Consider the following 18,969-nt stretch of genomic DNA (forward strand, 5'->3'; position numbering starts at 1 on the left):
AAAGTTATTTAGAAAAAACTTTGCTTTCAAGACAGCAGCCGCTCTTTGGGGGCAAGCTGTGAAAGTCTTTGCAGAGGATCTTAAACAATTTAACATCCATCTGCGAGGCAACGATAGAGAGGACGGGGTTTGCGCGTGAAGCGATATACTATTTTGTTGTTTGTCTGCAACAGATAAACTTCTGCCTCCTTTTTTGTAGCCTTAGCAAAGGGATGCGCTCTTCACAGCGAAACCGAGATCCCGGACTTCGGAAGAGTTGCCCTAGGATCTCGCTTTCGCTGGCATCTCACAACTCAAATCGGATTGCTATAGCAGTTCTTTTAAGAGCTAACGCTAGTTGTGAGTTTTTATCGGCAATGCGATCGCAAACTCTGTTCCTTGTCCAAACTCCGAAATTACCTCGATTTTCCCCTTGTGCTTTTCAACGATTTGGTAGCAGATGGAGAGTCCTAAGCCAGTGCCTTTACCTACCGGCTTCGTTGTGAAGAAGGGATTAAACAGCTTGTCTTTAATTTCCAAAGGAATTCCAAAACCATTATCTCGAATTCTTACCCGAATATAGTTAGAGTTGAACCGTTCCGTGTGAATCAGAATCTGCGATTTTTCGGTTATTATTTTTTTATTTTGGATGGGAAAGCCCTTGTTTATTGCTTCCGCTTCTTCCTGTCTCTCATTTTTGCTCTTGGTGTCTTCCAAAGCATCAATTGCATTACTGATAATATTCATAAATACCTGGTTGAGTTGAGCTGGGTAACACTCAACGAGAGGCAAATCTTCATACTCTTTGATTACCTCAATTCCCCGCTTAAGGCGGTGATTGAGAATCAACAACGTGTTTTCTATCCCTTCATGGATATCGACTGGTTTCATCTCAGATTCATCTAGCCGGGAGAAGTTTCGCAAAGACAAAACAATTTGCCGAATACGTTCAGTGCCCATCTTCATAGAAGACAGGATTTTGGTAAAATCTTCCGTAAGGAAGTCCACGTCAATTGCTTCAATCTCGTGTTGAAGAAGAGGGGTAGGGTGAGGGTACTGCTGCCGATACAGATGTACTAAATTAAGCAGTTCTTGCGTATAAACGTTAGCGTGTTCCAGATTACCGTAGATGAAATTGATGGGGTTATTAATTTCATGAGCGATACCTGCAACTAGCTCTCCCAAACTGGACATTTTTTCAGTTTGAATGAGTTGAGATTGGGTTTGTTGGAGTTCTTGAAGCGCTTGTGTCAATTCCTCGGTTCGTTGTTCTACTCGCTCCTCTAGTGTCTGACGAGCTAACTCTAGTTCGTGGGTATATTCTCCTACCCACTGCACTAGGCAATTTAGAGAGGTTGCTAATGACCCCACTTCATCCTCAGTGGTAACTGGACTGCGGAGGTCAAAATTAGATTCTTGAGTGATGGCTCTGGCAACTTGAGTGACTGCTTCGAGGGGACGAGCGATCGCACGAGCCGTAATAATCGCCAACGCCACCGCGATCGCCACTGACAGCAGCATACTCCCAACAATAATTTGCAGCCTTAGTGTCTCGGCTTGCCCAAGCTTGTTTTTTGCTTCTATCTGTTGAGATTCTGCTGTCTCTTTCAGCCTAGTTAAACTCTCTGCTAATCGGTCGAAACTAACAATGATATTAGTCGCTGTTTTGCTTGTGATAGAATTCAAGAACTTTTGCTGCGCTACCGAAATTTCTTCTGTTTTCAAGTTAGCTGGATCAATCTGCCGCCAGAGAAACTTAATTAACTGAGTGTAGGATTCGGTATTGGTTTCATAACCATTCAATAAATTCTTTAAATCTGTAGGCTTTGTTGCTAAATTATCGGGGTAGCTGTCTATAAAAGAGTGGAATTCTGATAAGATTGTCTGGCTCCGACTAACACTTGTAAAAAACTTAGCAGTTTCGTAGTCAAACCAAATTGGTTCTCCTAGTACAATAACCAGCCGCTGTGGGTGCGCTCGCAGTTCACCAACAGCATTTTCTAAGTTACTGAGGAGATTTTGCTGCTTCTCGGCAATTATTAGCTGCTTTTGAGCCTTCTTTTCGTAATAGTCTCCGCTAATTAGACCAATCGTTGTTCCTAAAACCGCTATGCCGATAGCCAAGGAATAACCGTAACCAATTTTTTTGGCTATACTCAAGCGCGGAATGAAGCGTCTTACCCAGTTTGTAGAAAATTTCAAGGTGTTCCCTTGGTTATCTAAGTTAGGCTTATCTGCAACCCCATGTCTTTTGAGATCCATTGAGGAAAGTCTAGAGGTTTAAAAAAACAAGAAAAATATCCAAAAATAGTCGAATCAAGCGATTAAAGCTATTGAACAAAACTACCTTGTCCAATAGCTTTATAGACCTCGCGAATCATATTGTAATCAGCATCATTCGCCGGAACTATCTGAGAGCCTTTGTACTTACCTTCCTCGACGGATAAAAGACTTTGAATTAGTTTGTCCTGATTTTTAATTGCGCGATCTCTCATCTCTTTAACGAATTCAGGATCGAGCTTACTACTGGCAACAAATAAGTCCTTGGGGAGAAGCGGCCCTTTCACGATTAGCGGTAACTCACTCTCAGATAAGCCTTCATCTTGGAGGAATTTCTCATACTTAACAGTAGACCCTCCCCAAGCATCAACCTCACCTTTTTTCAAGGCGGGTAGTCCCTGACTTCCTAACATGAGGATTTTTAGGTCAGATTTAGGATCTAATCCAGCATCAATCAAAAACTTGGTGGGACCCAGATAACCGCTGGTTGAGCCTAACTGCCACATGGCAATTTTTTTACCTTTTAACTGTGCTACTGACTCGATCTTGCTGTTAGCAGAGACACAGATAGCTGCATGGTAGTTTGGTCGAGTGATGCCGATGACAGGAACCGCATTTGTCCTAGCACGCATGATTACATATTCCGAGGGGCCTGTGAGAACAAGATCCAGCTGATCTGACTGTAAGGCGGCGGCGGCGGCGATGTATGTTTCAACGGGAACAAACTCAAGTTTCGTTTCCAGTACCTCCTCTAGTGCCGTCCGCAATCCCCCATAATTACGCTGCAACTCTTCAAGGCTCGGAATCTCGGTTACTGTAAATCGGAGCTTTTCAGGGAAATTTCTGGCATTTGAAGGCGAATCTCTATCATTAGGGTTACTTGCTGCGGTACAGCTTGTGATTAATATTAGGGAATACCAAAAAAAATGGCGTCGCCGCATAATTTTTGCCAACAAACAAATAGAAATAATTCTAACTAATTAAAATTAGATTTTGGTTAAGAATAGGTTGTAAGCTATTTAACTCTAATCGTAGAATAAAAAATTAACTTTAAAAGTCTTATAAAAAGGTTTGTCGTTATTAAAGTTGCAGGCATAAGCGGCTGATTTTCTTGCAGAACGCGAGATTAAAGCCGCCCATATTTCTATAAGTATTAACCTTGGCGATAGTGAAGCGCCGACCTGTCGGTTCGCGCTTGTCTTACTGTAGGCGACGATACGACTTTATGGCGAGAGGAATGCGATCGCTTACACGAACCTCGTGTAGCGACTCCATCGCACGTTGTATTCCTTTGCAATTTCTAAAAGCCGATTACCACAACGCTGGCACCGGATCTTCTTCGGGTGGTAGGTCTACCTGCGATGGGGTATAAGGATTGCTGCGGGTTGCAGGTTGTTGTTGTTGTTGTTGCTGTTGCGTTACTGGAGGGGTTGTTGCCGTAGGGGTTACGGTTGGAACTGGGCTAACCGTAGTGGTCGGTGTAGGAGAGGGCGATGGTGTTGTCGTTTGACTACCCGCAGGAACTACTTGCCCCGCACTCTCACTACCGAGGGGGAAGCGCACGCCCACGATACCGCCTAAAAAAATAGCAAGAGCTACTACGAAAATCACGCCTGGGATTATTTGATCGCGCATCGCTCAGCGGTAAAGGCTTACTTTAATTCATCTTAGTCGAGTCAAAAACCCTAAGCTGTTCGCTTAAGGAAATAACTTTGTGTATTTTCACGAATTTTCGGCTAGTGCCACTCACCCCACCGACGGATTTCCAGCCTGCTCCGTGAAAAAGCACTGTAGCGGCGGGGGTTCCCCATCCATGCTCACAGGCTTTGCGAAGAAAGATGGTTATCTAAGCAGCATAGACTTTAGTCTGTGACCATCCTAGTAAGGTTAAATCTAGGGTAAATACTTTTGTACCACGCTCCAGCCGGTTAACGAAACCCAAGCTAATCCTACGAATAACACTAGATTGGTTGCAATATGAACCGAACGCGCCCAAGCTCGGTTGGGATTAATCAGAATTGCACTTCCCCCTGAGAGCAACACTAATACAACCACTGCCCACCCGGCAATCCAGTGCGCCGAATGAGCGAGGCTGCCATAATGACCTAACGTGCCGACAATCCCAATGGCGAGCAGCAGCAAGACGAGAGCCACGAGAATTGCGCCAGTGGCGTAGTGAAAAAGACGCAACCATCGCGGTTGCGAACTTCTTTGCTGACGAGCCGCAAACATCCAACTGCCAGTAACTCCCAGCAATAGGTAGGCTAATATCGACAAGCCCATCGACCATGCAGCAATTTTCCAGAGCCAGAGAAAAGAAGGTAGATTCACTCGTTACTTACTTACATTCAGCTACAGCAGCATCTACTTTTCATCTTAAGCTGTTCGCTTGGTGCAATAGCAATCCTACTTTTAGCGGAGAGATACCAGCCCTTCAGCTCCCCGACTTCGGAAGAGGTGCCCTAGGATCTCGCTTTTACGAATCATAATAGGACTGCTAGATCGCTGAGAAAAAAGAATTTGTCTATCTACGTATACGAGAATTAACCAGTTAATTTCCCTAAAAGCTAATCGCTAATCGCTAAAAATCCTATAAAAAAGAGCTGTCGCTTATGACAACCCTGAAATTACTGAATTTTTTCAGCAAAACTAGCCAATATAAGCGGTTGTTAAAGATTCTACGGTTTCTAAATTTCTCTTTTTCTGGATTTCAAGCTTCCGGGTATTATCGTTTATTATCTTTTTTTCCTCATCGTGTAGGTCGATTGTGTTTGACTCAGAATCATTGCCTTCACTGATACACAAGCGATCGCAGGGAATGGTATCTGAGAGGATGGCACTTGCCATCATCCCTGTATGAATTTCCAGATTCGCTTCGGGCATTGCTTCAAACACTAAGCGTTGTCCTGGAAAGACAACGCGCTCAAAGTACCAGTTCGGAACGTTAGAGATCCGAGCAATTTGAATGTGGCTTGTAGCATTAACGTAGCAGCACAGAATGCGATCGCTGTTACCAGAAGGAAGGGGATCGAGTATTTGAGCCATAACTGCTGAGGAGCTTTGCGCCACTGCCTAGGATTACCATAACTAAGCTAACATTCGGCGATCCCGGCTTGTTGTAAACACGAATACCAACTGAATATTCTGGTGAGATATCCCCCCAAAGTTAGAGGAAAAAATTCCCGTTTTAGTAATTTTTGCTACTGGCGATTGTAACGGCAATTTTCCGTGCTTAAGCTTCCGACTCGCACTATGACTCCCGGTAAAAATACCTCCCTCACGTCTCATGCCAGCATTGCCAGATGAAAATGCAAGCGAAGCCAAGGTTTTTCCAGGATAAGCAATGAATTGGTGCTGAATTTTGACTTGTTGTTGAGAACCGGCTGCCACTAGAGATCGATTTTGCAGTGTTCGGCTTTCTTTTTTGGCTCCAGAACCAAAATCAGGGCAAGACTGAGGATAGTCAATGTTATCGTAAAGTTATATAAAGACCTTTCAGAATCATTTCATTTATAGATACAGAGGTGCTGCTGTCGCCAGTAATGCCTGCGGGTCAATGGCGGATTCACATCTAGTCGCTAAAGATACCAAACATGGCTCGAATCCTGAGAGCAAGTCATAGCCAGAATAATTTTTGAGAAAGCGATCGCATTTGTCGCTTTCCATCTCAGTAGTAGTAAATTTAGATACAAAAAGACACGATGAATAATCGAATTCTCTACGTCCGTCTCCCCTGCAACCCGATTTTCCCGATCGGAGTGGTTTACTTATCCGATCACGTACACAAGCAATTCCCAGAAGTCGAACAGCGGATCTTTGACTTAGGAACCGTGCCGCCTCTGGATTTCACTGGGGCGTTGGATAAATGTGTCGATGAGTTTAAACCTACACTCCTAGTATTTTCCTGGCGCGATATTCAGATTTATGCGCCCGTGGGCGGCAGAGGTGGCAACCCACTCCAGCACGCCTTTGAGTTTTACTACGCCAAAAATCCGCTGCTGAAATTGCGCGGGGCACTGGGAGGGTTGCGCGTCACCACGGCATACTACACCGAACTGTGGCGCAACCTGGGATTAATCAAACGGGGACTCAAACGCGCTCAAAAATATCATCCAGAAGCCAAAGCCGTTGTCGGTGGTGGTGCTGTGAGCGTATTTTACGAACAACTCGGTAAGAGTCTGCCATCCGGGACAGTTGTTTCGGTGGGTGAAGGCGAAGCGCTGCTGGAGAAAATGCTGCGAGGGCAGGATTTTCGGGATGAACGATGCTATGTGGTGGGAGAGACAACGCCACGCGATCGCATGATCCACGAACGTCCTACGAATATCGAAAAAACCGCCTGCAATTACGACTACATCGAAACCATTTGGCCTGAGTTTCAATATTATCTGCAAGACGAAGATTTCTACGTCGGCGTGCAGACAAAGCGCGGTTGTCCCCACAACTGTTGTTACTGCATTTATACAGTGATTGAGGGCAAGCAGGTACGGATTAACCCAGCCGATGAAGTTGTCGCAGAGATGCAACAACTTTATAACCGAGGGATTCGTAACTTCTGGTTTACTGATGCTCAGTTTATCCCAGCTCGGAAATTTATCGATGACGCCGTTGAGCTATTGCAGAAAATCCTCGACGCTGGGATGAAAGATATCCATTGGGCAGCTTATATTCGGGCAGACAATTTAACGCCTGAGTTATGCGACTTGATGGCAAAAACCGGCATGAACTACTTTGAAATCGGCATTACCAGCGGTTCCCAAGAACTTGTGCGGAAGATGCGGATGGGCTATAACCTGCGAACCGTTTTAGAAAATTGCCGCGACTTAAAAGTAGCAGGTTTCAACGATTTAGTTTCCGTCAATTACTCATTTAATGTAATCGACGAAACGCATGAAACGATTCGCCAAACCATTGCCTACCACCGGGAACTAGAGCGGATCTTTGGTGCAGATAAAGTCGAACCGGCAATCTTCTTTATTGGCTTACAACCTCATACTCATTTAGAAGAATATGCCTTCGATCAGAATGTCCTTAAACCCGGATACAATCCCATGAGCATTATGCCGTGGACAGCCAAAAAATTACTTTGGAATCCAGAACCCCTCGGCTCATTCTTTGGGGAAGTTTGCCTGCAAGCATGGCAGCAAAACCCCAACGATTTCGGGCGAGAAGTGATGAAAATTCTAGAGGAAAAACTTGGTTGTGCCGACTTAGAAGAAGCCCTTGCGGCACCGATTCAGCCAAAAGAAAAACACCTAGTTACGGTATCTTAGCTTCATAAATAGCTAAGTAGCGATTGCCCACCCTAGCCTGCATTGCTCTTCTTCGCTTGCTCTTTGCGTCTTTGCGGTCCATTTAATAAAACCAAAATTATGTTAGAAGGCTCCATTCTGCAACAGCTAGAAGTTGCCCACAGATCGAGTAAAAGACCAATTCGATTTGGGGTGTACTACAAAAACACCCTCGTTGCCCTGTGCCATGCGCTAGAAGACCACATCTTAACGGAGGACAGTTCTCCCTTGACCATTGCCGCTTTTCAAAGAGGCAAATGGTATCTGCAAGAAGCCGATCGCTATGGAGACATCGCACAGAAAGCAGGCCAGATCGCGATTATGGCGGCGTCAGATTCGGGGTTTACCGAACACCCAACTAGCCAACGCCCAAACGTGGATTTAGTGGCCTTAGATCCCTCCGATCCGGTTGCCCAAGAGTGGCACTTAATCATCTTTTCGCCGACATACACGGCGATGGTGCTGTGTCAAGAGCTTTCGGAAGAAGATTATGGTGCAGCAGGGCTACCCGCGTCTGACTTGGAGCGCAAATTCTATGGGCTGTGGACGTTTGAGCCAGAGTTAGTGAAAGAAACGGTGGATATAGCGATCGCCCATATTGGTCGCTACAACCCGGAACTAGAGAAAAAACTCATCGCCTGCAAGGAGTCCATGCAGCCCTCCTTAGGAACCCCTCACAATCTCGGTGCAGTGGTGTCTTCCGTAGTGGAGTATCTCCAGCATGGGCAAGAAGATATATCAACCGGCACCAATCTAGACATCCCCGCCGGATCTCGCCAACAAGCGCTGGATCGGAACTTAGTTTCCAACGAAATCCAGGCATTCTTGCGGATGGCGCAACTCATGGATATGGCAGATGTCACTAACCCAATGGCAGCAGCAGAAGTGGTAGCGTTCTCCGAAATGATCGGGCAAATGCTCGATTTACCCGCTTGGCAGATGAAACGCCTGCGCCTTGCCGGGTTGCTGCACCGCATCGATCCGTTGCAGGGGGCGGAAAGTGTATTGGCTGCGGCTAAGTCGAGTCGCTACGACGAGGAGGCACCGAGTTGTGCGCTGACTTGTCCGTTGGTGCCAGGAGCGCAAGTATTGAGAAGAATGTCACAACTGCGGGCAGTTGCCCAAATCGTCACTCACCAAACCGAGTGGTGGAACGGGACGGGTGAGCCAGCCGGGTTAGCGGGTGATGAAATTCCCTTGGAATCGAGAATTTTGGAATTAGTCTCAGACTTTCAGTGGCGACTGGCGCAAGCAAGAAATGCCAATCCCGACAGCGAAGAGAATTTATCCAAAGCTTTAGAAGAGTGTCGGCAACAACAGGGCGATCGCTTCGATCCCAAATTGGTTGAAACTCTATCACTCCTCGTCATGGGGATGCAACAGGGTTTGACTCTACCTGTCACGCCCACTAAAGTGACGGCGGGAATGTGGCTCTTGGATGCAAATCTCTATGCCGGTACAGCAGTGCAACCTTCATTAATGGGCAATGGGTAATGAAAGTGATGAGTTATGAGTTTTGAGTGAAAAGAGAGCTTTTTAATGCCATACTCAGACGCGATAACCGCAAGCCTTTTACAACTTAAAACTTTTTTCCTCATTAGCAATCCTTCAATTAGCAATTAGCAATTAGCAAATGGACATTGAAGCAATTCGCTCCGGCAAACTCAAGCAACTGCCAGGTACAGATTTAGAAGATGAAGATTTTTCAGGAGTAGATTTGCGAGGTATCAATCTCGCCGGTGCCAACCTCGTCGGCACAAATTTTAGTGGCTCCAACTTGGAACGCGCCCGTCTTGATGGTGCAAATTTAATCGAAGCGCAACTTGTAGGCGCTGACTTGCGGGCAAACCTGCTGGGCGCTAACTTGATGCAAGCTGACTTATGCGGTGCTGACTTGCGCGGTGCAAATTTGCGAGGCGCTAACTTGATGGGAACCAAGCTCACTCAAGCGTCTTTTGCTGGTGCTTTCTTGAGTGGTGCCAACTTAATGAGTGTCAACTTGCAAGGCGTGGATTTGCGAAGCGCTGACTTGCGGGGTGTAAACTTGAGCGGTGCCAATCTGCAAGGTGCAGACTTAAGCCAAGCGGATTTACGTGGCGCTTTGCTTAGCGAAGCAAATCTAGAAGAAGCAGACTTGCGGGGTGCAAATCTTGCCGGAGCAAATTTGACAGGAGCAAATTTGCTCTGCGCTGAGTTAGATAGTGTTAACTTGACTGGTGTAACTTTGGATCGAGCTTGTTTGACTGGAACCTGTGCGGAGCGCATGGCTTCAAAAGCCTGAGAAAATCTCTGCTGCTAGCGGTTCTCAGTGGACTCAAAAAAACCTAACCCTCAGCCCCTTCCCACCTCTCCCTAACCCTCTCCTACAAGGAGAGGGAAGCAGAATAAATGTTTTCTACGGGGAAGGGGAGCCAGCTCCTCTCCAGCCTAAAAAAAATTAATCTTCCTGCCTTGTTGGCGAAGATTCGGGAGTGAAGAGGATGCTGGGGAGCGAAAAGTTTGAGCCTCGAAAAGCTTTACTTCATCTGTACATTGCGGTGATGATCGACGAAGCGAACCGACTACTGAAACAAGGAATTGAGCAATATCAGACGTATGTAGAAACAAAGGTTCTTACATCTCTACAAGAGGCAATGCAGTCTTGGCAACAGGCACTTAGCCTCTGTCGAGGCAGCGAAGCGAGTATCGTTGAGGGAGCGGCTTTAGGCAATTTGGGGGCTGCGTATAAGGCTTTAGGAGATTTACCTCAGGCGATCGCATTCTATCAACAGCACTTGAGTATAGCTCAACGTATCCAAGACAGGCGCGGCGAGGCAAATGCGCTAGGAAATCTGGGAAATGCTTACTACATTCTCGGTGAGGATACACAAGCGATTGAGTACCAGCAACAACGGTTAGCGATTGTGCGGGAACTCCAAGATCGTCCAGGTGAGGTGCAAACGCTCTCGAATTTAGGGGCGGCTTATCATTCTTTGGAAGAACATATAAAAGCGATTCTCTGCTTTCACCAGTCAAAAGCGATCGCCAAAGAATTACAAGACGTTCGAGGGGAAGGACAGGCGCTTAAAAATCTCCGACTTGCTTACACCGCCCTCGGAGACTTGCAGGCAGCTCGCGATTACCAGCAGCAGTATCTGACAATCATACGGGAACTGTTGGCAGCAGCCAAGGCAGATGACTTCATCAGCGGCGCGAAGATGCTGGGCATCAATCCATCTGAGGATTTTGCTGAAGCCGACTTGAGTGGTGTCAACCTTCGCAGCGCCAACCTCCGCAACGCTGACCTCAATCATACCAATCTCAGCAATGCCGATCTCACCTTTGCCGACTTGAGCCGTGCCAACTTAAGCGGTGCCAACCTTTCCTATGCCTGCCTTTGTAATGCGAATCTGCGAGATGCTCATCTGTTGCACGCGAACCTTACTCAAGCAGATTTGCGAACTAAAATGCCCCGTGCCAATTTAACCAGTGCTAACCTTAGCGGTGCAAATTTAACCAGTGCATACCTTCCCAATGCCAATTTGACGAATGCCTCCCTGACGGCTGCCAATCTCAGCGATGCTGATTTAAGCGGTGCTAACTTGAGCGGCGCAAATTTCAAAGATGCTGAGCTTAAGCGTGCCGATTTCAAGGGTGCAAATGTGGAAGATGCTTTGTTTGAAGGAGTTTTGGGGCTTTCTGAGGCAATGAAGCTCGATCTCAAGCAGCGAGGGGCAATTTTTGAGGAGGACTAGCGATCGCTTCGCTACCTCAGCGTCACCACTCCAGCTATAAAATCAGCCACTAACCGCAGCATTTTCAGCCACTGTAAACCCATCAAACTTTCTTGAATCACTGCTTCAGCAACAACGATAAGATTAAACTTTTATCTATCCACCAATCTTTTTCTGCATAAATATTAAAAATTTTCAGTCTTTTTTTTATATAAATTGTCTAGATTTAATCATAAATCACTCCAACGATTAAACCGCAAATATTTGGTTGTTATTATAATTCAAAGAAAGCCTTGATTAATTTTCATACTTGTTAAGCGGATGTTTCATTCAATAAATCCAGACAACAATTTTAGGTTGGACGGCGTTTACACTTGTCCAGTTTGTCGGCACGGTGAGATTGCAGCAATGCCCTTAATGGAGGCATGGGCTTGTAACTTTTGCAATCATATTTTCACTGCCGATCCGATTCAACAATCTGTGAAAATGGCAGATAGCGCATCACCAATAACTTGGCGCTGGAATGGTCGAACTTGGCAAGGTGCCCATCGTAAGGGGAATGAGTTGGGTTGGGGTGTTGGGTTGGCAGCAGTTGCCTTAGTCTTATTACCGACTACTCTTGTTGCCTTGTCTACCTACTTTTTCCCCCCAATACCCGGTACTCCCTTATCTTGGGTGCCTACTCTTTGGATTGGGTTAACCTTTTTAGCTCATCTTGCTTTTGTCGTAGATGTTGTTGTTGAGTATTATCAATTTCCAGTCTTTGCTTACGTCAACGCAATCCGACGACATCTGTTAAAAGGAACAAATTTCTAAGTTGCTAGGACTCAACATTGTTCAACTCAACCTCAACAGTTCGTTTTCCCACCGTTACGCGATCGCCGGAAACTAACTGTCGTCCTCGCCGGGTTTCCAGGGTGCCGTTGACTAGAACAAAACCCTGTTGAATCAAAAGCTTAGCTTGCCCACCCGTCTGCGCCATCCCTACCCACTTTAAAAACTGATCGAGCTTAATTGTGCTGTCATTTACCGCCATAAGAAGTGTTGCACTCCAACGTAACCGTATTATGCTGAGGGCTAATATAGCAATCCTAATTGATATGGGAATAACAGTTTTTGGGTAAGTGGTAAAAAGTTTTAAGTTGGAAAAGACTTGCAGCGATAGCGTACAGCCCTTTGGGCATGAAAACAGCGAAGCGAGGCGTTAGCCTAGCGCTGACTTGTCAGTTCGCGTCTGAGTTTTGAAACAAAAAACTCTTTTGCTGCCTCAAAACCCAACCGAGCGCTACAGATTTACCACTACCAAAAATTTCAGCAGTTGCGCCAAGCTACATTAACCAACCAGAAAAGGAGGAGTGGATGATCGTTGAGAAGGATGAACTGCTGGAGCGATATGCGGCGGGAGAACGAGATTTTAAAGGTGCAGACTTAATTGGAACCGATCTTAAAGGCGTAAATCTGAGTCTAGCGAACTTCCAGGAGGGATCGCTCAGCGAAACTGACTTGAGTGGAGCTAACCTGAGCCAAACCTCTTTAATGGAGGCAAGTTTAGGCACAGCCAATCTCAGTGGAGCAAATTTGAGCGGGGCGAATCTTAGTGGAGCGAATTTGTTTCGGGCAAATCTCAGGGGTGCCAATTTGAGCGGGGCAAACTTGAAAATGGCAGATTTGACAGAAGCAGACTTGAGCGGGGCAAACTTGGACGGAGCAAACTTGTGGGGGGCTTACCTGACGGGCGCGAAACTAGACGGTACCAACCTGCTAAAAGATACTTATTCCTAAATTTACTGCCGAATCGGAATTTCGATGACGAACTCGGTTCCCTGCTCTGGTGCTGAATTACACTTCAAAACGCCGCCGTGTCTCTCGACAATGATTTGATAGCTGATTGACAAACCCAGCCCCGTGCCTTTACCAGTGGGCTTTGTCGTAAAGAAAGGTTCAAAAATTCTAGTGCATATTTCTTCGCTCATTCCGGGGCCATTGTCGATAATCCGGATACTTGCTTTTCCGTTGTCGAGGACATCGGTACGAATCCGAATACAAGGCAGGGGAGCCGGGGAAGAGCCGAGCAAGGAAGAATGTAGCATCTCCTGTGCGCTGCCTCTTCGCGCCTCTGTCTCCTCCAGGGCGTCAATCGCATTAGAAATGAGATTCATAAATACTTGGTTGAGGAGTCCGGCGTAACACTCTATGGATGGCAAATCGCCGTATTCTTTGAGAATGGCAATCCCCGTATTGACTCCTCTGGATTTCAAGCGGCTGTGGAGAATCAGTAGAGTGCTGTCAATGCCTTCGTGGATATCAACTGCCTTCATCTGGGCTTCGTCAATCCGCGAGAAGGTTCGCAGGGACTGAACAATTTGCTGAATGCGGTCAGCCCCGATTTGCATGGAAGACAGGGTTTTGGGGAAATCCGAAATTAAAAAATCCAGATCGATTGCCTCAGCTTCCTCTTCAATCTCAGGCACTGGTTGGGGATAATGTTTGCCATAAAGCTGTAGGAGGTTTAGCAAATCTTGGGCATATTGATTCGCATGAACCAGATTGCCGCAAACAAAGTTGACTGGGTTGTTGATTTCGTGGGCAACCCCAGCAACTAACTGCCCTAGACTAGACATCTTTTCACTTTGGATCAGAAGCGTCTGGGTTTGTTGAAGTTCGCAAAGGGCTAATTGCAGATGGTTCGCTTGTTGTTTGAATTCTACTGCCGATGCTTTTAAGGCTGCTTCAGCAGATTTTCGTTCGGTAATGTCGGTGACGAAGCCTTCGCAGTAGAGTAAGGCACCGGCGCGATCGCATAATGTATGACCGAAGCACTGCTCGTCCTTAGTGTATGCCACACTATAGCTGCTTACCGTTTCGTATTGCTTTGCAGATCGCAGCTCTTGGCGTACTGCCCGTACATTTTCCGAAATCCAGATGATGCTGCCGTCTTTTCGATAAACCTGAGACTCAAACCCACTCACCGAACCGTGTTCTTGCAGTAAATACAGAAATTCGTCACGCCGATTGGGATCTACGTACAGCTGGTGCTTGATGTCCGTTAGATGGGCAATTAGTTCCTCCGGTGAAGCGTAGCCGTAAATCCTTGCCAGTGCTGGATTCACACTCATGTAACGCCCATCCGGGGTTGTCTGAAATATTCCCTCGACAGCGTTTTCAAAAATACTCCGATACTTTTCCTCTGCTTGCTGCAAAGCCTCTTCCACCTGCCGACGCTCGGTGATTTGCTGCGCTAGTTCTCGATTGGCTTGCTGCAACTGCATCGTTCGCTTAACAAGCTTTCTCTGGACTTTTTTCCACCGCTCCACCCAGCTAGAAGCATCAATTGGCACATTGTCACGGCTTAGGAACATGGGACGTCTCAGAGTTTAGTTAGCCAATACTCGTAGTATGAAACCATCCGAGAAATTACTGGGTGATAGCACTCGCGTTTGAAGTGTGATCTTTTATGTGATGATTTGGTGATATAAATCCATTTTATTTGTGATGTAGATCGCTGAAATTACGGAGACAATTGTTGTATCTGGAACGTTATTTCAGTCAATTGCGATGTGGGGAGAAAAATTGATACTGGGATTTCGACTTTTTATGAGTAGATTGAAAACGCTTAGTTTGGTTGGCGCGATCGCGATTATGGGGAGCGGCATGGAGTTAAAAGCGATCGCTGCCCGGTTAACAAATTGGCGATTTGACCCAGCGCTGAATCAGTTAGAAATCACTCTGGATGAGGGAACGACGCCGCGTTATTTTCTTCTGGCTCAACCGTCTCGGATTGTTCTGGATTTACCCAATACTCAAGTGGGAACGGTGGAAACTCAACAAAGTTACTCTGGCCCAATCCGCCAAATTCGAGTCTCTCAGTTCGAGGCTGGCATTACCCGAATAGTGCTGGATCTCGCACCAGAGGTAGTTTTATCCCCCCAACAAGTGCAATTGCAAGTAGAACCTGGGAATCGCTGGGTATTGCGTCCCCTGATTGCTGACGTTCTCGCTCCAGAAGCAGTGCCTCCCAGCAGGAGCGGGGTTTCTCCGTCCCTGCCTCCCCCTATCTTCCCAGAGAAACCAACACCGGGTGTCGTGAGCGTGCCGTCTCTGAATAACTCAAGTACGTTACCCAATTTAGCGACGCCAACAGTTCCTTCAGGGAGAATTGCGACGAATAATCCTGTGTTAGTGAGCGTACCTGCTCTTTCTGGTGCGATCGCTACAGCACCACCACTACCCGTGAGACAGCCTCAGTCTTCCTCTGCCACCAGAGTGGTTGAATTTGGTCAACCGTTGCCGATGGCGGAAAATCCCCCCCAAGTGCCTGCAAGGAGAACCAGAGTAGCCCCAGTACCTTCTCTAGAAGCGGGTGCGTCTGTGCCCATGTCAATACCTGCCACATCGACAACTGCCGCACCGAGAACCACCGCCTCTCCAATGGTTGTCGTGCCGCCCCTACCTAAGACGGCGACGGTTGTGCCCGATCCTTCCAGCTCCATATCGGCACCGATACAAGCGCCAACGGCATCTCTGAATCCAGACGTTCTGCTGCCTTCTGGCACTCCGCTGAGCCTGCGTTATCCGGGCGACAAGGTTTTAACACTGCGAGATGGTGTTTCGCGCCAGGAAGTGTTGCTGCTAGAGGAAGAAATACGCGATCGCACTGGTAAACTTATCGCCCCAGTCGGTACGCAGGTGATCGGACGCTTTGAGATCGACCGGCGCGGCAGTCGCTTCATTACCCAAGCGATTAGCCTGGGTGGACGCAATTTTCCCCTCCTCGCCCAATCAGACTCCCTAGATGGCAACCGTCAAGTTTCACAGAACCGAGTTGTCCGGAATTCTGCCATTGGTGCCTTAGCCGTCATGCTATTAGGAGGCTTTTCAGGCGTCGGTTTGTTGGGAGGCGCTGCCGCCGGTGCTGCCACTACCTATCTGACAGCTCCTCAAACCGCTATTATTCAACCGAATCAAATACTGCAAGTTCAGCTCAGCGAAGATTGGCGGTAAAGTGAGTTGCTAATGGCAAACAAAGGCGATCGGTAATGGGTTATTGGAACGAACAAATCCCGATTACCAATCCCGATTACCGATTAGCCATTAGCCATTCCCCTTAGAAATTATTTGTTTCCGGCGGCGGTGCGCCTGCTCCTGGCTGATTCAGGAAGAAATTCTGGGCACCATCATTCTGATAGATGCAGCGGATATCTGGTTGCCCGTCCAAACTGCCGGTATAGCCAAAGGTGTTCATCCGGTTCTTGCAATCCCGCACCTGATCCGCTGTTACCAGCTTTCTTTGTTCCAAAATAGACCAGTTGTTACTACGCAAAACACAACCCGGTCGCATATTGGGCTGGGAAACATAAACGTTAAAGGGATTTAGGGTTACATAGACGCGAGTATCCATCACCATCGCGCTGGCTCCAAACTGCACGCAAAGCTCAGGATTCGGCGCAGCGCGGTCAATGAAATCACGCGATGCGACGTTTTCTGGGCTAAACGTCGCTGTAGAGCTAAAGCCAATCCCTACCCCGATTCCCAGAACGAAGACGCCGCCGATCAAAGCGATGGAAGTGTAATTGAAAGGGGATGATTTAGCAGATTTAGGGGCACTATAGGGAGTATCGGCAGGGTATCTAGATTTACGTTTCATCGTCGCTTAGGTAATTTCACGCCTACTGGACAGGGAGTAATCAAACTGCTCTCCTTTCTCCCAGTATGGCTATAGATTGTGCCGCTAGGCGGAAGGGAAGAGAAGGGGAAAGAGGAAGGAAAGGGGCAAAGAGGCATCGAAGAGTTTGAAACTACAGTTTCCCCAGCTACCAGAAGCGATGCATCGCGTCTCTACAAGATTTCTTGCAGCTGTAGCTGCTTTGCCTCCCCAGTGCTTACTCCTCGCTCGCTAAGTTTCTACTTTCATTCAACAATTGGGAGTAGGCATGGGCGACATCTTTGAGATGTTGATATTCTTCTTTCATTCGTTGATACTGCAACTCAAAAGCCAGATGTGAGACGATAAGCCGATCGGGATTGTACTCAGCTACCTTAACTCCAATTAAAGCCTCTCTAATTAAACGAACATATATTTTTTGTAACTGTTCGGCTTTCCTTAACAGCTTTTCAACCTCAAGTAAAGCTTTCTCATAGGTAGCTACTTGGACAGAATACACATCAGAGGTAGAGACTAAATCAGCTAAGTCATTAATTTTACGATATTGCTCCTCAAGTACGGACATTTCTGGCTCTAATTGCCAGTGTTCGTGAATGATGGGAGCTAGTTCTTTGATGGTAGTCAGCTTTGGATCGTTCGTTTTAGAGTTTTGCTCAATCACCTCCACATCATTGAGGGGATGCCAGGAATAAATATATTCAACATCCCCTTCAGGCGTCAGCCTGGGAAAGACAACTTGGACTCTATTCTGACGCCTAACCATCAGCGGAATTCCATAGTTTTTCAGAGGTAAGCTGGGATACTTCTGTTCTGCACCTTTCACCAAAACAACAGTATTATTTTTAATTTGTTTAATCTTGGCTTTCCGTTTTTCATTAACCAGATAGGCAATGACCAAAGGTACAAGTATTACAAGAATGATTAGAAATCTTTGCAGCACAGCGATCGCCTCCAGCCTCCATCTATTGCACGGGAAGGTAGTCGTTGATTTATTGTGACTGATTTTGCCTTCGACTGACGAGTGTAGGAGGGGCAGGGGTGCGGCGGTACAGAGGTGCAGGGGAGCGAAATCTCATTGCCTCCTCGCCTCTGCTTGGCTTCTGTCCCAAGCTAGGTGGGGACTGGATTAAATGTAAAGTAAAAATTAAGCAGTTCTCTGTTGTTGGCTTGCATCTGTGAAATCACAAACGTCGCTACATCTGGGCAAAACCTTAAAAAGCTCCCAGTTTCAAACTCTGATTGCCGATAGTCTCACCGTTTTTTGGGGGGATTGGTTAGATTTACGTGTCCGAATTGTGCAGGTGGCGGCGTCTGGGCTAATATCGCCTCTGATTTACATTCTGGCGTTTGGATTGGGGTTGGGTAGCTCTATCAAGCCTGGTGTGGGGATTAGCGGTAATTACAATAACTATCTGGAATTCATTTTGCCGGGGATGGTGGCGCTATCGTCGATGGTGATTAGTTTCACCGGCACGACATTTTCCATCTGTGGCGATCGCTTGTTCTCAAAAACTTTTGAAGAAATGCTGCTGGTACCAGTGCATCCTCTCGCTTTGCACTTAGGAAAAATGCTAGCTGGTGTGGTGCGGGGATTAATGACGGCGGGTTCGGTGATTTTAGTGGCGGTACTCTTTACTGGCAAGGTTTGGAGTTTTTTGAACCCTTTGTTTCTGCTGCTGGTCGTGCTGAATTGCGCGGTGTTTGCTGGGTTGGGTGTGATTGTCGGTTTAAGCGTGCGATCGCTCGAAGCGGTTGGTCTTTACAATAATTTTGTAATCATCCCCATGTCGTTTTTAGGAGCAACATTCTTCGATCCCGCCACTCTCCCGGCTGCCCTCAAGATAGTTGTCTATCTGTTGCCCCTGACTTATACCAGTATTGGCTTACGCGCCGCAGCTTACTTGCCAATGTCGCAGTTTCCCTGGTACTCGGTGCCGATTTTAGCGGTGATTGCGATCGCGCTTTCCTTCGTTGGTGCTTATCAATTTGCTCATCAACAAGATTAATTGGTTCAGGAAGGGTGGGCACTGTCCACCTTCCTGAA

19 protein-coding genes are annotated in these 18,969 nt (G+C 46.9%); 8 read left to right on the forward strand and 11 right to left on the reverse strand.

What is annotated here, in order from left to right; all coding sequences use genetic code 11:
* Positions 1 to 333: 333 nt before the first annotated feature.
* The 7 genes from NDA06_RS02825 to NDA06_RS02855 all read right to left on the reverse strand — a co-directional run bounded on the left by NDA06_RS02825 (position 334) and on the right by NDA06_RS02855 (position 5,925).
* Positions 334 to 2,241, reverse strand: coding sequence for an ATP-binding protein (locus NDA06_RS02825; RefSeq protein WP_190984962.1), 1,908 nt, complete (start codon positions 2,239 to 2,241; stop codon positions 334 to 336).
* A gap of 68 nt (positions 2,242 to 2,309) precedes the next feature.
* The gene (locus NDA06_RS02830) at positions 2,310 to 3,212 is read right to left on the reverse strand and encodes a PhnD/SsuA/transferrin family substrate-binding protein (RefSeq protein ID WP_242037445.1); all 903 of its coding nucleotides are present in this window, start codon (positions 3,210 to 3,212) and stop codon (positions 2,310 to 2,312) included.
* 358 nt (positions 3,213 to 3,570) lie between these two features.
* Entirely contained in the window at positions 3,571 to 3,894 is a 324-nt protein-coding gene (locus tag NDA06_RS02835) for a hypothetical protein (protein WP_190526401.1), read from the reverse strand.
* A gap of 258 nt (positions 3,895 to 4,152) precedes the next feature.
* Entirely contained in the window at positions 4,153 to 4,590 is a 438-nt protein-coding gene (locus NDA06_RS02840) for a DUF4079 family protein (RefSeq protein ID WP_190984961.1), read from the reverse strand.
* Between the two features lie 318 nt (positions 4,591 to 4,908).
* Positions 4,909 to 5,304, reverse strand: a complete 396-nt coding sequence (locus NDA06_RS02845; protein ID WP_190675535.1) for a DUF1830 domain-containing protein — start codon at positions 5,302 to 5,304, stop codon at positions 4,909 to 4,911.
* Positions 5,305 to 5,346: 42 nt separating this feature from the next.
* On the reverse strand, positions 5,347 to 5,649 hold the full coding sequence (locus tag NDA06_RS02850; protein WP_190411779.1) for a hypothetical protein: 303 nt from the start codon (positions 5,647 to 5,649) through the stop codon (positions 5,347 to 5,349).
* Between the two features lie 120 nt (positions 5,650 to 5,769).
* Positions 5,770 to 5,925 (reverse strand): hypothetical protein, encoded by a 156-nt coding sequence (locus tag NDA06_RS02855; RefSeq protein ID WP_190536950.1) that lies wholly within the window; start codon positions 5,923 to 5,925, stop codon positions 5,770 to 5,772.
* A gap of 35 nt (positions 5,926 to 5,960) precedes the next feature.
* Here NDA06_RS02855 and NDA06_RS02860 point away from each other — a divergent pair, with 35 nt between their 5' ends.
* The 5 genes from NDA06_RS02860 (at position 5,961) to NDA06_RS02880 (ending at position 12,079) form a co-directional block, all read left to right on the forward strand.
* Positions 5,961 to 7,532: a photosystem II high light acclimation radical SAM protein gene (locus NDA06_RS02860; RefSeq protein WP_190984960.1), complete on the forward strand. Its 1,572-nt coding sequence runs from the start codon at positions 5,961 to 5,963 to the stop codon at positions 7,530 to 7,532.
* 99 nt (positions 7,533 to 7,631) lie between these two features.
* Entirely contained in the window at positions 7,632 to 9,044 is a 1,413-nt protein-coding gene (locus NDA06_RS02865; RefSeq protein WP_190984959.1) for a DICT sensory domain-containing protein, read from the forward strand.
* Between the two features lie 139 nt (positions 9,045 to 9,183).
* Positions 9,184 to 9,831 (forward strand): pentapeptide repeat-containing protein, encoded by a 648-nt coding sequence (locus NDA06_RS02870; RefSeq protein WP_190411776.1) that lies wholly within the window; start codon positions 9,184 to 9,186, stop codon positions 9,829 to 9,831.
* A gap of 199 nt (positions 9,832 to 10,030) precedes the next feature.
* Positions 10,031 to 11,284, forward strand: coding sequence for a pentapeptide repeat-containing protein (locus tag NDA06_RS02875; RefSeq protein WP_242047374.1), 1,254 nt, complete (start codon positions 10,031 to 10,033; stop codon positions 11,282 to 11,284).
* Between the two features lie 300 nt (positions 11,285 to 11,584).
* Positions 11,585 to 12,079, forward strand: a complete 495-nt coding sequence (locus NDA06_RS02880; RefSeq protein WP_190411775.1) for a hypothetical protein — start codon at positions 11,585 to 11,587, stop codon at positions 12,077 to 12,079.
* Positions 12,080 to 12,083: 4 nt separating this feature from the next.
* Here NDA06_RS02880 and NDA06_RS02885 read toward each other — a convergent pair whose 3' ends face one another.
* Complete coding sequence (locus tag NDA06_RS02885; protein WP_190429907.1) at positions 12,084 to 12,299, reverse strand: RNA-binding S4 domain-containing protein; 216 nt, start codon at positions 12,297 to 12,299, stop codon at positions 12,084 to 12,086.
* Between the two features lie 323 nt (positions 12,300 to 12,622).
* On the opposite strand from NDA06_RS02885, the gene NDA06_RS02890 reads away from it, so the two are divergent.
* Complete coding sequence (locus NDA06_RS02890) at positions 12,623 to 13,045, forward strand: pentapeptide repeat-containing protein (RefSeq protein ID WP_190984958.1); 423 nt, start codon at positions 12,623 to 12,625, stop codon at positions 13,043 to 13,045.
* A 2-nt stretch (positions 13,046 to 13,047) separates the two neighbouring features.
* Here NDA06_RS02890 and NDA06_RS02895 read toward each other — a convergent pair whose 3' ends face one another.
* Positions 13,048 to 14,622, reverse strand: a complete 1,575-nt coding sequence (locus tag NDA06_RS02895; protein WP_190984957.1) for an ATP-binding protein — start codon at positions 14,620 to 14,622, stop codon at positions 13,048 to 13,050.
* 235 nt (positions 14,623 to 14,857) lie between these two features.
* Here NDA06_RS02895 and NDA06_RS02900 point away from each other — a divergent pair, with 235 nt between their 5' ends.
* Entirely contained in the window at positions 14,858 to 16,264 is a 1,407-nt protein-coding gene (locus tag NDA06_RS02900) for an AMIN domain-containing protein (protein ID WP_199323992.1), read from the forward strand.
* 103 nt (positions 16,265 to 16,367) lie between these two features.
* Here NDA06_RS02900 and NDA06_RS02905 read toward each other — a convergent pair whose 3' ends face one another.
* Both NDA06_RS02905 and NDA06_RS02910 read right to left on the reverse strand, forming a co-directional pair.
* On the reverse strand, positions 16,368 to 16,907 hold the full coding sequence (locus NDA06_RS02905; RefSeq protein WP_190434040.1) for a DUF3172 domain-containing protein: 540 nt from the start codon (positions 16,905 to 16,907) through the stop codon (positions 16,368 to 16,370).
* 235 nt (positions 16,908 to 17,142) lie between these two features.
* Positions 17,143 to 17,865, reverse strand: a complete 723-nt coding sequence (locus NDA06_RS02910; RefSeq protein ID WP_190434042.1) for a hypothetical protein — start codon at positions 17,863 to 17,865, stop codon at positions 17,143 to 17,145.
* A gap of 235 nt (positions 17,866 to 18,100) precedes the next feature.
* On the opposite strand from NDA06_RS02910, the gene NDA06_RS02915 reads away from it, so the two are divergent.
* Positions 18,101 to 18,931, forward strand: a complete 831-nt coding sequence (locus tag NDA06_RS02915) for an ABC transporter permease (protein WP_190984955.1) — start codon at positions 18,101 to 18,103, stop codon at positions 18,929 to 18,931.
* Positions 18,932 to 18,969 lie beyond the last annotated feature (38 nt).

Origin of the sequence: Trichocoleus sp. ST-U1, from assembly GCF_039961835.1 — a bacterium.
In the GTDB taxonomy this organism is placed as follows: domain Bacteria; phylum Cyanobacteriota; class Cyanobacteriia; order Cyanobacteriales; family FACHB-T130; genus FACHB-T130.

What these genes read in the sequence shown, in the direction of transcription:
- NDA06_RS02825 (WP_190984962.1), bottom strand. Translation starts at nt 2,241, where the DNA reads ATGGATCTCAAAAGACATGGGGTTGCAGATAAGCCTAACTTAGATAAC.
- NDA06_RS02835 (WP_190526401.1), bottom strand. Translation starts at nt 3,894, where the DNA reads ATGCGCGATCAAATAATCCCAGGCGTGATTTTCGTAGTAGCTCTTGCT.
- NDA06_RS02845 (WP_190675535.1), bottom strand. Translation starts at nt 5,304, where the DNA reads ATGGCTCAAATACTCGATCCCCTTCCTTCTGGTAACAGCGATCGCATT.
- NDA06_RS02855 (WP_190536950.1), bottom strand. Translation starts at nt 5,925, where the DNA reads ATGGAAAGCGACAAATGCGATCGCTTTCTCAAAAATTATTCTGGCTAT.
- NDA06_RS02860 (WP_190984960.1), top strand. Translation starts at nt 5,961, where the DNA reads ATGAATAATCGAATTCTCTACGTCCGTCTCCCCTGCAACCCGATTTTC.
- NDA06_RS02865 (WP_190984959.1), top strand. Translation starts at nt 7,632, where the DNA reads ATGTTAGAAGGCTCCATTCTGCAACAGCTAGAAGTTGCCCACAGATCG.
- NDA06_RS02870 (WP_190411776.1), top strand. Translation starts at nt 9,184, where the DNA reads ATGGACATTGAAGCAATTCGCTCCGGCAAACTCAAGCAACTGCCAGGT.
- NDA06_RS02875 (WP_242047374.1), top strand. Translation starts at nt 10,031, where the DNA reads ATGCTGGGGAGCGAAAAGTTTGAGCCTCGAAAAGCTTTACTTCATCTG.
- NDA06_RS02880 (WP_190411775.1), top strand. Translation starts at nt 11,585, where the DNA reads ATGTTTCATTCAATAAATCCAGACAACAATTTTAGGTTGGACGGCGTT.
- NDA06_RS02885 (WP_190429907.1), bottom strand. Translation starts at nt 12,299, where the DNA reads ATGGCGGTAAATGACAGCACAATTAAGCTCGATCAGTTTTTAAAGTGG.
- NDA06_RS02890 (WP_190984958.1), top strand. Translation starts at nt 12,623, where the DNA reads ATGATCGTTGAGAAGGATGAACTGCTGGAGCGATATGCGGCGGGAGAA.
- NDA06_RS02895 (WP_190984957.1), bottom strand. Translation starts at nt 14,622, where the DNA reads ATGTTCCTAAGCCGTGACAATGTGCCAATTGATGCTTCTAGCTGGGTG.
- NDA06_RS02900 (WP_199323992.1), top strand. Translation starts at nt 14,858, where the DNA reads ATGAGTAGATTGAAAACGCTTAGTTTGGTTGGCGCGATCGCGATTATG.
- NDA06_RS02905 (WP_190434040.1), bottom strand. Translation starts at nt 16,907, where the DNA reads ATGAAACGTAAATCTAGATACCCTGCCGATACTCCCTATAGTGCCCCT.